Annotated in this window: 13 protein-coding genes; 5 read left to right on the forward strand and 8 right to left on the reverse strand. The window is 36.1% G+C overall.

Translation table 11 applies throughout. The features are described 5' to 3' along the window. Positions 1-76: 76 nt before the first annotated feature. The 3 genes from AC07XN_RS08530 to AC07XN_RS08540 all read right to left on the reverse strand — a co-directional run bounded on the left by AC07XN_RS08530 (position 77) and on the right by AC07XN_RS08540 (position 2,276). Positions 77-547, reverse strand: a complete 471-nt coding sequence (locus tag AC07XN_RS08530) for a GNAT family N-acetyltransferase (protein WP_494742727.1) — start codon at positions 545-547, stop codon at positions 77-79. Between the two features lie 416 nt (positions 548-963). Next, positions 964-1,365 carry a Dabb family protein gene (locus AC07XN_RS08535; protein ID WP_494742728.1) on the reverse strand — a complete coding sequence of 134 codons (402 nt, stop codon included), beginning with the start codon at positions 1,363-1,365 and terminating at the stop codon, positions 964-966. Between the two features lie 38 nt (positions 1,366-1,403). After that, entirely contained in the window at positions 1,404-2,276 is an 873-nt protein-coding gene (locus AC07XN_RS08540; protein WP_309920844.1) for a 3-keto-disaccharide hydrolase, read from the reverse strand. A gap of 123 nt (positions 2,277-2,399) precedes the next feature. Between AC07XN_RS08540 and AC07XN_RS08545 the strand changes: the two genes are divergently transcribed. The 4 genes from AC07XN_RS08545 (at position 2,400) to AC07XN_RS08560 (ending at position 5,685) form a co-directional block, all read left to right on the forward strand. Next, entirely contained in the window at positions 2,400-3,239 is an 840-nt protein-coding gene (locus AC07XN_RS08545) for an AraC family transcriptional regulator (RefSeq protein ID WP_494742729.1), read from the forward strand. 89 nt (positions 3,240-3,328) lie between these two features. Beyond that, positions 3,329-4,174 (forward strand): glycerophosphodiester phosphodiesterase family protein, encoded by an 846-nt coding sequence (locus tag AC07XN_RS08550; protein ID WP_494742730.1) that lies wholly within the window; start codon positions 3,329-3,331, stop codon positions 4,172-4,174. A 49-nt stretch (positions 4,175-4,223) separates the two neighbouring features. Beyond that, a complete protein-coding gene (gene ispE / locus AC07XN_RS08555) occupies positions 4,224-5,030 on the forward strand; it encodes a 4-(cytidine 5'-diphospho)-2-C-methyl-D-erythritol kinase (protein WP_494742731.1) in 807 nt (268 codons plus the stop codon). A gap of 82 nt (positions 5,031-5,112) precedes the next feature. Continuing rightward, complete coding sequence (locus AC07XN_RS08560) at positions 5,113-5,685, forward strand: cytochrome c oxidase subunit 3 (protein WP_494742732.1); 573 nt, start codon at positions 5,113-5,115, stop codon at positions 5,683-5,685. 54 nt (positions 5,686-5,739) lie between these two features. Here AC07XN_RS08560 and AC07XN_RS08565 read toward each other — a convergent pair whose 3' ends face one another. The 5 genes from AC07XN_RS08565 to AC07XN_RS08585 all read right to left on the reverse strand — a co-directional run bounded on the left by AC07XN_RS08565 (position 5,740) and on the right by AC07XN_RS08585 (position 13,385). Further along, on the reverse strand, positions 5,740-8,358 hold the full coding sequence (locus tag AC07XN_RS08565) for a TonB-dependent receptor (RefSeq protein ID WP_494742733.1): 2,619 nt from the start codon (positions 8,356-8,358) through the stop codon (positions 5,740-5,742). 67 nt (positions 8,359-8,425) lie between these two features. Further along, positions 8,426-9,163 carry a sulfite exporter TauE/SafE family protein gene (locus AC07XN_RS08570; protein WP_309920863.1) on the reverse strand — a complete coding sequence of 246 codons (738 nt, stop codon included), beginning with the start codon at positions 9,161-9,163 and terminating at the stop codon, positions 8,426-8,428. Positions 9,164-9,234: 71 nt separating this feature from the next. Further along, on the reverse strand, positions 9,235-9,591 hold the full coding sequence (locus AC07XN_RS08575) for a winged helix-turn-helix domain-containing protein (protein ID WP_309920866.1): 357 nt from the start codon (positions 9,589-9,591) through the stop codon (positions 9,235-9,237). Between the two features lie 293 nt (positions 9,592-9,884). Further along, the gene (locus AC07XN_RS08580; RefSeq protein WP_309920869.1) at positions 9,885-11,414 is read right to left on the reverse strand and encodes a GH3 auxin-responsive promoter family protein; all 1,530 of its coding nucleotides are present in this window, start codon (positions 11,412-11,414) and stop codon (positions 9,885-9,887) included. A gap of 147 nt (positions 11,415-11,561) precedes the next feature. Next, entirely contained in the window at positions 11,562-13,385 is a 1,824-nt protein-coding gene (locus AC07XN_RS08585; RefSeq protein ID WP_309920871.1) for a glycosyltransferase, read from the reverse strand. 615 nt (positions 13,386-14,000) lie between these two features. Here AC07XN_RS08585 and hemB point away from each other — a divergent pair. Then, positions 14,001-14,972 (forward strand): porphobilinogen synthase, encoded by a 972-nt coding sequence (gene hemB, locus AC07XN_RS08590; RefSeq protein WP_494742734.1) that lies wholly within the window; start codon positions 14,001-14,003, stop codon positions 14,970-14,972. The last annotated feature ends 32 nt before the right edge of the window (positions 14,973-15,004 follow it).

Raw genomic sequence — 15,004 nt, forward strand, 5'->3', positions numbered from 1 at the left:
GCGATAAATATATTCTTTTAGATACAAATACATTACTAAACTTCTTCATATCAATATTTCATAAAAACGTCAAATCTCACTCTTCACCCAAGCCCAACCTCATCTCAATCATGTGTTTGCTGAAACCAATTTTTTCGTAGGCTTTTATAGCGGATATATTATCATGGTATACGTCTAAACGAAGTTCTGAGATGTTTTGTGAACGTGCCCATTCTTTCAGCGCTTGAATAATTTTCATATTTACTCCTTTTCCACGGTGGTTAGGGTCGACATACATAAAACCCAAATAGCCATGCTTGGGATGTTGAAGATAAGGCTTTGCATCTTCGATACGGGCATAACCTGAGCCTATTAATTCGCCCTCTAAATCAGCTACTAATAATTCAATGTGCGAGGCGGTAATCATGCCTTCTAAATCGTAATAATGAATAAGCCCGTTTTTTAAGGTTTTATCGAAAGGTCTTTCGGCTTCGATAACGCCTTGTTCAAAGCGATAAAGCGTTTCTAAATCATCAAAAGTAGCTTTTCTTATGGTAATATGGTTCATGGGTTTTGTGTCTTGAATATGCAAAAGGAATGGATTAAAACTTTTCTAAATTTCTTTTGAAGATAATAAAAGACTAATGATTAATAAGAAACATTTGAATATCGTTAATATAGATTATCTCCAAAAACAGCATTAGCGTATTTATTGGCACAAAATACCAACAAATACGCTAATAGAATCTTAATTTTTTGCATAATGATTCCTTTCTAGCGGGTGACTTATTAAGATTCATGAAATAATCGTTCTTTTAGCCTTTGTTGACTACACATCAAAATCATGATGACGTAGGATTGTTGAACATAGAGGACTTTCTTGGAACAATCTGTAAAACATTAACCAAAATACAAAAGGAACGGTTATTTTATGAAAGCTAATAAGTCACCCGCTAGAAAGGAATCGATTGGATTTACTTTAATCTAAACCTGTTCTGAATCATACACCACTACTCTTTCCCAAAGATGTGAGTAGTCTGCTATAAACTTTAAATGAATAGGGTGTGTTTGATAAACTTCTTCTTCTTGCAGATTATCAAAAAATAGCATCCATGAAACTGAATAGCTACGGTCAATCACACTACGATTGGTACTGGCAGGCAAGCCAATATGATGGAAACGAATAGTAGGTACTTTTGATAAAGTCGTTAATCCTTCAATAAGCTTTGTCCTGTCAGCTTCGTTCGATGGATTTTTCAGCCAAAAATATACGTGATGTACAAATTTTTTGTCTTTAGGCTTTGCTTCTGATGGTAAGGCAACGGTAGCTAGCGCCGAAGTAATTGCCACATTGGCCAAGAATGAACGTCGTTTTATCGTTTTCATATTATTATTTATTGGAAGTTTAAGGAATGAATAATTTTCTATTTAAATAATCCTTCATACATTTTAGGCATAGCAGTCAATGGCTTTATGCGGATGTCACGATAAAATGTTTCAGCTGATTCGCTTTGCAGTTGAATCTTACCACTAGTCATTGGAACCTCTTTACCATCTGAGGTAATATATCGTGAGTTTTTTAGTACCATTACAACGTGCCCATTGACTATATGAAGGCTTTTGCCATTGAAACAAATCAGCTCAAGCGTTGTCCATTCTCCTTTAGGACTTTCGTAATTATCAGAACGCATACAATAATAATCACCTCCTTTTTTGAATGTACCGAATGGTTGTTTTTCATCGGCAATGCTACTCATAACACCCTCTGAAGGGAAAGAACGTATATCAATGGCTGAATTAGCTTGACACCAGTAATCGCCCATGTGTCCTTCCATAATTTGAAACTCCTGAGAGAGCATCCACGAACGCCAATATTCTGCACCTGCTTCTCCAATAGAATGATAAAGTATTCCCGAATCTCGCAAACTGTTTTTCCTTGGCTCATATTTTTGTTTCCCCCACTTTACTTGAAGTTTAAGGTGATAATTTTCGTATGACTTGCGTGTGAACAGACAGCCATATATTTCTCCACTTACTTTTAAAACAGGGCCGCTTGGTTCATTCAAAATAGAAAATACATGTGTATCGTCTTTATTATAACCAATAGGCTGAATAGGATTTCCTAATGAGTCTTTCGGTATTTTTCCATTATAATCATTTTTATGGCGATAGCTTAAGTAGCTTTCCCACTGTGTAAGGTCTTTGTCTAAAAGTGACTCCCATTCATCAGGTTTACTCATGGAGGGAAGCAAAATAATACACAATAACAGCGTTATTGATAGGAATATACGTTTCATAGTTATTTTTATTTTATTTGTATGTTGGTTATACAGCTGTAAAACTACTTCAAAGCAAATCGGCATATGTTGTAAAAATCTAATATTTTTCGGTACTTTTATGGCTTTATTAATAAGATGATTATGAAACGATATGTACTGCATACCCCTTTTAATATTTATCATTTCGAGACTACGAAATGGATGCACTCGGTACATAAGCATACCTACTTTGAGATTATTTTTATCCTAAAAGGAAATGGTATTCATAACATCAATAGAAATACTTTTCAATATTCAGAAGGAGACGTTTTTCTGTTAGGCCCAGAAGATTATCATGATTTTGAAATTAATGATTTAACAGAGTTCTGTTTTATCCGCTTCAATGAGTCATTTCATCAACAAATAGGAGAAAAAGACAGTGCTTGGCAACAGATAATAAAAACATTGTTGTATACCTCCTCCCAAAGCCGTGGGTCTATCGTAGAGGACAAACAAGAGAAGCAGAAATTGCACAATCTGTTAATGGTATTGGAAAAAGAATATGAGGCTCGGCAATCTCAATATTTTGAAATCATTCGTGATAGTTTAATGAGAAGTATGATGATGATTCTTGCCCGAAATTTATTTGGTCAGACTCCCGTCAAGCCAGTCCTCCAAGATTCTGTGGAAGCTATCCTGATGTATATCAAAGAACACATCTATAAGCCAACTGAACTCAGTGTAGAACATTTAGCGGAGGTATTCAATTATGCTCCTGCTTATATTAGTATCTTTTTCAAAAAGCACACTGGCGAATCGTTGAAACAATATATCATCAAGCATAAAATCAAACTCATCGAAGCCCGCTTATTATATAGCCAACTAACCCTAACAGAAATTGCTGATGAATTTGGCTATACCGACGAAAGTCATTTTTGTAAACAGTTTAGGAAATACACAGGTAGTACGCCCACTACTTTCAGGAAAATTTCTTTACCTTAATTCTTTCAAAATGATTTTATATAGTAATTTTTTAATAATCAATCAGTTACAAAAACCAATCATCAATAACTAATTTTTAAACACTATTTATGCAACAGAAAGCATTTGAAATAGAAGGTCATAGAGGTTGTAGAGGGTTAATGCCCGAAAACACTATTTTAGCTTTTAAAAAAGCATTGGATTTAGGTGTTGAAACATTAGAGTTGGATGTTTGCATTACGAAAGATCATCAGGTAGTGGTTTCGCATGAACCATATATCAATGCGCTTTTTTCTACCCATCCAAATGGTTTAGCTGTTACTAAAAAGGAAGAAAAATCGCTGAATTTGTATCAGATGACTTATGAAGAAATCAGTCGATATGATACTGGTTTGCGTGGCAATAGGCTTTTTCCTGAACAACAAAAACTGGCTACTAACAAACCTTTATTAAATGAAATGTTGGCTTTTTGTGAAGGTTACATCCAACAAAAAGGACTCAAACTTGTTCATTATAATATTGAAATCAAGTCGGAAGAAAAAGAGTATGGCATTTCTCAGCCTGAAAGCATTGAAGAATTTGCTCATTTAGTTTATCAAACAATCATCCAATATATTCCTTTTGAAAGAGTAATTATCCAGAGTTTTGATTTTAATGTTCTTCGGTTTTGGCATCAGCAAATCCAAATAAAGCAGTATGATAGATGTACATTATCGGCTTTGGTTGAGCGTGAAGGTGTTGAGCCTTCTTTGCAAAAACTGGGTTTTATCCCCGATGTTTTCAGTCCTTATTTCAAACAATTGACAAGAGGGAAAGTAGCGATGTGTCATCAAAAAGGAATAAAAGTGATTCCTTGGACGGTAAATGAAACGTCGGATATGTTAGCCATGAAAAATATTGGCACTGATGGGCTCATTACCGATTATCCAGACAGAGCCTTAAAATTATGGAAATAGGCGTTTTGTGCAGTATTTTTGTTTTTACATTTTCAATTATTAAAGTCTGATGGTTACTTTCCCAAACGCAAAAATCAATATTGGTTTATACATCACTGAAAAACGTGCTGACGGTTTTCATAACCTCGAATCTTGTTTTTATCCTGTTGGTTGGTGCGATATTTTAGAGATTTTACCTGCCGATAAATTATCTTTTAAAAGCACAGGCTTGCCTATTCCGGGAAGTCCAGATAGTAATCTTTGCCTAAAAGCCTATCATTTATTAAAACAAGATTTTGATATTCCACCCGTCACTATCCATCTCCATAAAGTTGTACCCATTGGAGCAGGTATGGGAGGAGGTTCGGCAGATTGTGCCTTTACCATCAAAACTTTGAACGAGCTTTTTGTGTTACATTTATCAATAGAGCAAATGGAAAATTATGCTCGCCGTTTGGGGAGCGATTGTGCCTTTTTTATTCAAAATCAGCCCCAATATTGTTTCGGGAAAGGAGATGAATTTGCTGATATTACTATTGATTTAACAGGAAAGTTTATCGTATTGGTAAACCCTAACATTCATATTTCTACTGCCGAGGCTTATTCAGGAGTAAAGCCACAAAAGAATGAGATTGACTTAAGAGAAGTATTGAAAGAACCTGTTCAAACATGGAAAAATGTGGTAAAAAATGATTTTGAAACACATCTCTTACCCAAATATCCACGTATCGAAAACATCAAGAATAAATTATACGAGCTTGGAGCTTCGTATGCAAGCATGACTGGCTCAGGCTCAACGGTATTTGGAATTTTTGAAGAAGCAATAGCAACAAAAAAACACTTTGAAGAATACGCCGTTTGGGAAGGGAAACTATAAATAGATTTGAAGATACGCTAATTTGAAAACTAATTACTGAATTTTCCTCTGTAGTAGTCTAAACTTAAGATTAAACACAAATATGCAACGCAGAGAACCTTTTAAATTTATGCTTCAGATGGCAATCTTCGGAAGTGGATTGATGTTTCTAGGCTTATTATTAACCTATTTGGGTATTGAAAGACCCAATGCAGGTTTTGGTAAGCTAATATTACCTCCTATTTTTTGGGTAAGCACTTTATTAATGTTAATCAGTAGCCTGACAATTCATCTAGCAAATTTGAATTTTAAAGAAGATAATTTTTTCAATTATCGTATCTATACTGGTATTACGCTTGTACTGGGCTTACTCTTTGTTGTCATGCAATTAGTAGGTTGGCAACAACTATTATCGCTCAATGTGAATAATCACTTCCGTACTGCCCGTGGGTTTGTCTATATACTTTCAGGGTTACACATCTTACATCTTCTGGTAGGACTATTTTTTCTAATCAAAATATTTCTGGAAGCTATCAAAAGGATTCCGTATATCGATTCTTTTGTGTATTCAGTTAATCCTCCGAATCAATTAAAAATCAACCTAATTGTATTCTATTGGCACTTTGTAGATTTGCTATGGATATTACTTTTCTTGTTTTTACTTTGGCAAAACTAAAAGGTGGATTTGAGATTTTATAGTAAAACGTTAAATCACAAATCCACAACTATGCTAAAGATTAAAAGTTGCACTTAGATAATAAAAGACCCCTACACTTGGCCCAGCTAAAAAGTTATAATAATACTTATTTAAAAGGTTTGTCCCTCCCAATTTCAGTATCAAGTTTTGTGTAGGTAAAGCATACGTCAATTGCCCATCTAGTGTTGCATAGGCTGGTACAGTGCCCGTCGCTAGAGACGATTGCCATAAGAACTCTTCTTGCCATTTCAGGTTGATATTAAATCCTAACCGCTCTGTGATTTTTCGATTACTGAGCGAAACATTCATTATCCATCTTGGCGTATTAAAGGCTTCTTCTAATCCATCGTTGGTAGTCTTATGGTCTAGCTGAGCATACGATGCATTTCCCGAGAGCATAAAAGTTTTATAAACCCTATAACTCAACCCTATGCTTCCACCATAATTGAAAACTGTAGTTTTAGAGTTTGTCCATAATCGATAGCGTTGATTTTTAGTACGGTCGTTCAAGGCAAAGGCGATTGAATCGGGATTTGCACTAGCAGTAAGCTGTAGATTTGTTTCTACCTGAGCCATAAAGTTCTGGTATTGATTATAATAAAAATCAATGTCAACGTATAGTCGTTTATCAAACCACTGCCCTTTATAACCAATCTCAAAACTATTCACTGATTCAGGCTGAATATAGCCATAATCATTCTTTTTCAAAAGACCTTTGTTCTTCACTACTGCTTGTGCCGTTGTGAAACCATTTTTATTGACATCGTTGGTAATAGCTGTTTGAAAAGCATCGATAGACGTTTTGAAATAAGAGTTCTCAAAAATCCCCTGTGACATTATAGGTAAGCCTCCTACTCTTTTTACTCCTCCACTATTGACATTCGAGAAGGCCTCAAAAAGACTTGGGAAACGATAGGCATTTTGATAGGAAATCCTAATATTCTGGTCGTCAGTAGGCGAGTAAACAAGCGCAACCCTCGGATTCCATCGTAAATCAAAATATTGATTTTTATCGCCTCTCAATGCTCCATTGAATTTGAGTTTATCATTCAAAAACAATTTTGTTACCTGCACAAAACCTCCTACTTTATCATAAGTCAGGTTTTGATCAGGCTTTGTAGGATTAATAAAATAGTTTCCATCGGGTACTACTTCAAATGTTCTATAATCAACACCTGTCAGGATATTTAGTCCCCATTTTTCTCGTAAGCTACTCAATAACTGTTGGGTTAAATCTGCTTGTGCCTCTGCATGATATAACCAAGATTGTACTCGCAAAGCCGCACCAATGTCCCAGTTATTAATATCACCTAATTTATTGATTAAGGCATCAAATTCGGCGGTATGAGGTTGAGGTCTTCCTTTATCAGCTTGGCTACGGGCTAATTGCAATGCTTCGGTAACACTTTTACCTGTATTCGTACTAGCATTGAATTGATTGGTAAAATCTGTAAACCAAGCATCATCCCCTTTAAAACTACGGTCGATATTCTCCGCCATTGAACGAATATTATATGACTGTCCAGTATTCTCGTGAGTCATATAGATTTTTGCTTGAATAGAGGGCGTCTTTAAGCTAATACTATGCTGGTCGATACGGTAATCATTCAATCGAAAGCGGTTGGTACGCTGGTAAAGATTATCTAATACGCCGAAACGATAAGTATAAGCTATCTCCCAGTTTTTAATAGGACGAACGAACAAGCTAATGTCTCCTTTGATATTTCTGAGAGAGAAATCAGCTATTTCTTTTTCCATATATCCTGTTCGGGCTACAGAATAACGTTTGCCCCCTAAAGTCAAATTTCTTCTATTCGACGATTCGTTTCCGTATCCATTGATACCGTCATAAGCGGGATTATCGTTTCCAAAAAGGTTTAAGCTAGCATTCCCATTCGGGTTTAAATCGCTGTTATTATCCGAAATCCAATCATAGCCCGTCAGGTATTCAACATTGATTTTTGTCGCAAACATATTATTAAATGCCTTTGCCCAGCGAATAGAGCTTTCACTAAAAATATGCACAGAAGCATTGTTATCATTAAAATGATTGACACCTGTTTTCTGCTGAAAACTAAGCCCTTGATATTCGAATGGATTTTTAGAGAAAATATTCACCAAACCATTTAGGGCATTCATTCCGTATAAGGCGGAAGCTGCACCATGCAGCATTTCAACATGGTCAACATCCAAATCGGTAGGTGCTAAAGCACTAGCAATGGGCGACCCTATATGTGGTGCTTGGTTATCGACACCATCTACTAATTGTACAAATCGTACATTGGTAGGGTTTGCAAAACCACGGGTATTGTATACCTTAAAACCCAAACTTGACGTCAGTAACTGAACTCCTTTGATGTTTTCGATAGCATCATAAAAGGAAGGTGCGGCTGAATTTTGAATCGTTTTATTATCCAATAAAGCAATGCCAATCGGCGATTTCAACACACTTTCGGGCATTCTTGATGCCGTTACAACTACTTCCGATAACTGTCGAATGGTATCTTTATAAACTATCTGTTGGATTTTTTTCTGAGATTGGGCTGTAAAACTTACTGTAGCCAAAATACTCAGTAAAAGGAAATGCTTTGTTTTAAAAGCATTATATTTTGAAAAATATAACGATAGACATCTGAGTAGCGTTGTTATCATAGAGGTAACGTTGATGTTAAAATAGTAGATAAAGTTTAAATGAGTAGCTGTTTTACGATTATAACTATTAGGTAAATATCAATTTGGCAGAGGCAATTATTAGTCCCAAAGCCAACAAGTAACGAAGTGTAGGTAGGTTAAACTTTTGACTCCCAAAATACGAGCCAAACAAGCCCCCTAAAATAGTAGCACAGATAGCCCATTGTAGGTTTTCTGGAATGTGCATATTTCCTTTTGTAATTTGTCCGTATAACCCAGAAAGAGAATTAACAAAAATAAAAAGTGCAGAAACTGCGGCAGTTTCTTTGAGTTTTGCCCATTTCATCAACAGCATTAAGGGACTCAAAACGATGCCTCCGCCTATGCCAATCATTCCCGACAGCAAACCGATTATTCCACCAGAAGTTAAGCCAGCCCAAAGTGGTACTTCCTTGTTTTCGGTTTCTTCTTGTTTGAACTGATACAATAAACGAGCAATGGAAATAAGAATACAAACGGCTAGAATTTTCTTATAGATGGCATCTGAAAGGGTCATGGTTCCTCCTAAGTAGGCAAAGGGAATACTGGCTATAGCAAAGGGCCAGAATAGTTTAAACTTAAAATGACCTGCCCGATAAAATCCCAAAAATGAAAAGAGGGAAACTGCAAGGTTCATAATCAAGGCCGAAGATTTCATTAAAGACGGAGCTACTCCTACAATCGCCATGACTGCCAAATAGCCACTCGCCCCACCATGCCCTACAGAAGAATATAAAAATGCTACGATGCTTAAAAGCAATAGCATTAACAAGAAAGTTGCATCCATATCAAACGTTATATTTTAACAAATATAGCGTTTTTCAATAAATACATTACATAGAAAAAATTGACTGTCGACTATTTTTGATTTTCTTGGGCGAGAAATGCCTGAAAACGAGCTTGAAGAGACTTGTAGGCTTCAATGGCTTGGAGCCCTTCTGGTGTAACGATGGTGCCTCCACCGCTTTTCCCTCCTACTTGTGTGATTACAAAAGGTTTGGTTGACTGAGTATTCATGGAGGTAATCAAATCCCAAGCTCTTTTATAAGACATTTCCATTGCCTTGGCGGCTTTGGAGATTGATCCGTGTTCAATAATCAGTTCTAATAATTGAATACGTCCTTTGCCCAGAAAACGCTCTGAACCATCATGGTTTTCTATCCAAATTGTTCCTTTTACACATATATCATTATTTGTTGGAAGAAGGGATTTCATTTTTTTGACTCTTTCTGGACTTTAGGATTTTGGACTTTAGGACTTTAGGACTTTAAGATGAAAGATATTAGACGTTAGACTAAAGACTTCTTGATTTTAGGATTTTGAACTTTAAGATTTTTAGACGCAAGATACAAGACTTAAGACTCTTTAACTTTATAAGCTTGAAGTTAGCGTTTTAAACCTTAAATTTCAAAGTAAAAAATCTCAAAGCTCACTACTGAAAGCTAATCGCTGAAAACTGACAGCTGAAATCCGAAAGCTGATAGCTCATCGCTCACAGCTAAAAGCTCTTAAACACAAACCTCTTTAGCCAATACTAAAATCTGTTCTAAAAATTCTCGTGAGTTACTCAATCTTGGCACTTTATGTTGTCCCCCTAATTTTCCACGATTACGCATCCAAGCATAAAAAGTCTCCTTCGGTACTACATTCACCTTTGGGGGACTCAATACCATATCTTTATATCTTTTGGCATCGTAATCAGAATTAATTTCTCTAAGCGTTTCATCCAACACCGTATTGAATACTTGTTGGTCGTTTGGTGCTTGTGAAAACTCAATTATCCATTCATGACAACCCTGTTGCTTATTATCCATATATACTGGGCCGGCGGTATAATCACTCAAAATAGCGCCAGTTGCTTCGCAGGCACGTGTAATGGCGATTTCAGCATTTTCAATAATCAGTTCTTCGCCAAATGCATTGATAAAATGCTTGGTTCTACCTGATATTTTAATTCTGAAAGGATAACGAGACGTAAACCTTACCGTATCGCCAATTTTATAACGCCATAAACCCGAATTAGTCGAAATAAGGATAGCATAGTTTTTATTCAATTCTACCTCCTCTATTGTCAACGCTTTTGGATGAGCTAACTCAATGTCTTCCATCGGAATAAACTCATAGAAAATGCCATAGTCAAGCATCAAAAGCATTTCATCTTTTCGATTAAAATCGTCTTGAATCCCGAAAAATCCTTCGGAAGCATTATAGATTTCAAGATAATTTACAGAAGAAGACGGAAAAACTTGATGACTGAACATTTCCCGATAAGGCTGAAAAGCCACCGCCCCGTGAATGAAAAACTCAAAATTTGGCCATACTTCCAAGATATTATCTTTGCCCGTAATTTCTAATATTTTGTCAATCAATACTAAAGTCCAAGTAGGTACGCCTAAGATACTCGTAACATTTTCCTGAGAAGTTACCTCCGCCATTTTTTGAATCTTCTCTTCCCAAACATCCATCAAGGCTACTTCCAAAGAGGGCGTACGAATGAGTTGAGCCCAAATCGGAAGGTTTTTCATGACCACAGCCGAAACATCACCCAGATAAGTGCGAGCATTTAACTGATTAGACTGCAAACTACCACCAATAGAAAGACCTTTGCCAGAAAAAACGGCTGTATCAGGTTTGTTTTCTACCAAAAGTGTCATCATGTCTTTTCCTCCCATGAAATGACAATCGTCCAGAGATTCTTTAGAAACAGGAATGTATTTACTGCGGGCGTTGGTTGTGCCAGAAGATTTTGAAAAATATTGAATGTCAGAATGCCATAGGATATTTTGTTCTCCGTGCATCATCCTTTCAATATAAGGATAAAGGCTTTCATAATTTGAAATGGGTACTCTTTCTTGAAAGTGCTTGATAGAAGAAATTGACTGATAATCATATTTTTTTCCCCACTCTGTATGCCTTGCCGACTGAATAAGACTCCAAAACATATCTTCCTGCGTTTCCATAGGTCGTTCCATAAAAGACTGGATACGGGGCAAACGTCTCTTCATCAACCAAGCGATTGTTTCATTAAGAATATCCATAAGTCAAGAATGTCGGCTTTAAAATTAGAGATTGTCTATTTACAAACTTAATAGAATTTATTGAATGTATCAAGTAAGCAAATAATAGGGTGACGCTATACTAAAAATACAGAAGTCAGCTTTCAAGGGCCGACTTCCTGCAAATACTTATTTTCTTCTTTTCAATGCTAAGTCCTGAGCAGTATCATAATATGCTCGTAAGTTACTCCAATCGAACGTATCAGAAATACTTTCTACACGGTTTCGCTGGGTAATTCTTTCACGAAGCGACTGCTTTACAAATTTCAAAAGCATTTCCGAAAGTTGTTCTGCTGCTTTATGGAAATCTTGTGTTTTGCGGTTTACTACCATTACGCCCCATTGTTCATAGTCACGCATGATTTGCATCATATAATCACCAAAGCCCGAAAGGTCTGAAGTAATAGTAGGAACCCCTCTGGCAATACATTCTAGTGGTGTATATCCCCAAGGCTCGTAATAACTTGGGAAAACCCCAAGATTACACCCTCTTACAAATTGTCCATAATCAAGCCCGAAAAGAGGGTTTGTCGACACGATAAAGTCTGGGTGATAAACAATCTTTACTTTGTCGTCAGGATTGTTCATCAAATTTGCTTTTTTGGTATAATCCGTAATCCCATCTTCATTTTTCAACAAGTGTGTTACCACTTTCGGACGCTTATTAGTCTTCCAAGTCTGAATAGTTCTACGCAAGCGCAAACGCCAGTACTCATCAATGAACCCGTTCAAATCTGGCATCTGTAAATCTGTTGCCGAAGCCGAAGCATTGAAAAGCTTCTCGCCAATTTGTTTTTCAATGGCATTACAAGTTTCATGGATTTCGTCCATTACCGCTCTTGACTGTAATACCTCTGGGTCAATAGAATGATAAGGCTGTTTGGTAATAAAAAACATCACAACCGTTTTATCTATTTTGGCTTGTTTCATTTTCCAGTTCAAACGCGCCAAAGCCTCTAAAGTAATATCATAGCCTTTGTTTGAAAACTCGTATCTACCCGACGTAAAGAAATAAAGCGTTTTACTTAAATCAAAAGGCTGGCTCTGGAAAAAATGCCCCATCACAAATTCATTGATACGGTCTTTGAAAAGCGTATGCAAATTTTGATGTTCGTGCATAGCTGAGAATCGAGTAATATTTAATCCATTCGGTAAAATCAAGTCTGGTACTTTACCCAACAAGAACTCGCATTCTCTGGCAGTTACATCACTCACCGTTGTCATTACATGACACATATTCGCAGCCAAGCGTTCGATGGTAGCTTGGGCTTCGATACCGTAATGACGAGCTTCGTCTAGCCAATTGAATGTATGTAATTTATCATAAAAATCAGGCACATTTCCTGCTAAATAACGCCCCAGCATCGTAGCATGAGTAGTAAAAACAGTAGCGATTTTAACGTTATCTTTTCTCAAATCAGGAATACAAGTAGCCGACATCCATTCGTGGATATGGGCAACTATTTCCGTCTTACTTCCTTGGTCATTCGCCAATTCTGTTAAAAAAATACGAATCATTTCACCAAACAATATTGTTTGGTTTACGATGTCTTCAACATGTAATGTTGATACTTGATGCTTATCCCAAAGACTTGCTTTTATCTGATTAAGTCTGTCAGCAACGGTTGCTAAATCAAACAATACAATTCTGGGTTTTCCTGTAACTAACCAATATCCATAATGTACCCCTAAACCCATCGAACGCATTTTCTGAATGGTTTTACCCAAAATCGAATCATCTAAATCGTGAATAGGTTCAAATTCAGCAGAAGCTGTTTGTGGAAAATATGGCCCTAACAAAAAATAATTATTACCCCACTTTTCAACCATTGATGGCACTTTGGTACGAATTACGGTGTAGATTCCACCAACTTGGTTACAGGTTTCCCAAGCAATTTCAATTAAAACTTTTTGCTTATTAGCGGATGATGTGAGAGGGTTTTGAATTTCCATTCGTCGGTATTAAGTTTTAGAATATTTTCTGTTTACAAATATGAACGTAAATAATATTCATATTTTAAGAAAAATTAAAATAAAATCAATTTTACTTTTGCGTGAATTTTATTACTCTTTCAAGCCAAAGGAATATTTTGTAATCTATATTTATTTATAAAAAATGCTAATAATGAAATGCAAGGCTGTCTTTAAATGTTGTTACTATTATATATACTTATCCTAAAAGTAATACACATTGCTGATAAATCGAATACAAATCTAAAAGAATGAGGACAAATTTGTGCTTAATTCTAATTAATATTTAACGCTTTTGATATTATGGAGTAATTAACATCATATTTACTCTTTTTAAACATAAATGTTATCTTTTTTTTAGCTTTTTTGGCGAATAACTGAACAAAATAATACTTTATCGTGGTTGTAAAAGAGATGAAGAAATATCAACGAGACTATATTGAAAACGTAAAAATCTAGGTTTATAATCAACAAACACCCAAATACTTCTATCATCAGGTAAATATTAAAGTTAAAATATTCCAAAATTTGTTCGAAGGTTTTACGAACTTTGTGGCTGAAAAAAATCAGCAAAACCAGAGAACAACAATTATAATTATGCTAAGAAGACCCAGAAGAAATCGCCAGTCAGCAGCTATTCGTGCAATGGTAGAAGAAACAACTTTATCAGTTAATGATTTTATCTACCCGATGTTTGTGATGGAAGGCAACAACCTCACTAGCGAAGTAAAATCAATGCCTGGTGTTTACAGGTATTCTATTGATAAGATATTAGAAGAAATGTCTGTTGTACAGGACTTAGGGATTCGTTCTATTGCGCTTTTTCCACTATTGCCTGAAGACAAAAAAGATAAGGTTGCCTCTGAAAGCTATCGCCAAGGAAATGTTTATTTAGAAGCCATTCATCAAATTAAAAGTAAGTTTCCATCTATTGCCATCATGTCGGATGTAGCCATGGATCCTTATTCTTCTGATGGACACGATGGATATGTGGATGAAAAAGGGAATATTCTGAATGATGAAAGCTTAGAGATTTTAGCAAAAATGACTGTCGTTCAAGCAGAAGCTGGTGCTGATATTGTTGGTCCTTCAGACATGATGGATGGACGTGTCAGAGTACTCCGTGAAGCTCTGGATAGCAAAGGTTTTATCAATGTTTCTATCATGGCATATTCTGCCAAGTATGCTTCCGCATTTTATGGTCCCTTCCGTGATGCTTTAGATTCAGCGCCTAAATTTGGAGACAAAAAAACGTATCAGATGAACCCTGCCAATGTACGTGAAGCATTAATTGAAGCAGAACTTGATTATAGTGAAGGAGCAGACTTTTTAATGGTAAAACCCGCATTGGCTTATTTGGATGTTATCAAATCGTTGAATGATAATTTTGATATTCCAATTGCTGCCTATAACGTCTCTGGCGAATATGCTATGGTTAAGGCCGCTGCTCAAAACGGTTGGTTAGATGGCACCAAGACAATGGTTGAATGTTTGACATCAATCAAAAGAGCGGGGGCTAAAGTAATATTAACTTACTTTGCTAAGGAATATGCTAGCCTTAGCAAATAGTGTAGTAGTATTTAAAAGAGAAAGGCTTAGCG

The sequence above is a fragment of the Arcicella sp. GW458-12-2-14-TSB2 genome (assembly GCF_059423785.1).

Bases quoted from the DNA above. Each gene is read 5' to 3' on its own strand.
- AC07XN_RS08565 (WP_494742733.1), bottom strand. From the start codon at position 8,358: ATGATAACAACGCTACTCAGATGTCTATCGTTATATTTTTCAAAATAT.
- hemB (WP_494742734.1), top strand. From the start codon at position 14,001: ATGCTAAGAAGACCCAGAAGAAATCGCCAGTCAGCAGCTATTCGTGCA.
- AC07XN_RS08530 (WP_494742727.1), bottom strand. From the start codon at position 547: ATGAACCATATTACCATAAGAAAAGCTACTTTTGATGATTTAGAAACG.
- AC07XN_RS08550 (WP_494742730.1), top strand. From the start codon at position 3,329: ATGCAACAGAAAGCATTTGAAATAGAAGGTCATAGAGGTTGTAGAGGG.
- AC07XN_RS08560 (WP_494742732.1), top strand. From the start codon at position 5,113: ATGCAACGCAGAGAACCTTTTAAATTTATGCTTCAGATGGCAATCTTC.
- AC07XN_RS08585 (WP_309920871.1), bottom strand. From the start codon at position 13,385: ATGGAAATTCAAAACCCTCTCACATCATCCGCTAATAAGCAAAAAGTT.
- AC07XN_RS08540 (WP_309920844.1), bottom strand. From the start codon at position 2,276: ATGAAACGTATATTCCTATCAATAACGCTGTTATTGTGTATTATTTTG.
- AC07XN_RS08535 (WP_494742728.1), bottom strand. From the start codon at position 1,365: ATGAAAACGATAAAACGACGTTCATTCTTGGCCAATGTGGCAATTACT.
- AC07XN_RS08570 (WP_309920863.1), bottom strand. From the start codon at position 9,163: ATGGATGCAACTTTCTTGTTAATGCTATTGCTTTTAAGCATCGTAGCA.
- ispE (WP_494742731.1), top strand. From the start codon at position 4,224: ATGGTTACTTTCCCAAACGCAAAAATCAATATTGGTTTATACATCACT.
- AC07XN_RS08575 (WP_309920866.1), bottom strand. From the start codon at position 9,591: ATGAAATCCCTTCTTCCAACAAATAATGATATATGTGTAAAAGGAACA.
- AC07XN_RS08545 (WP_494742729.1), top strand. From the start codon at position 2,400: ATGAAACGATATGTACTGCATACCCCTTTTAATATTTATCATTTCGAG.
- AC07XN_RS08580 (WP_309920869.1), bottom strand. From the start codon at position 11,414: ATGGATATTCTTAATGAAACAATCGCTTGGTTGATGAAGAGACGTTTG.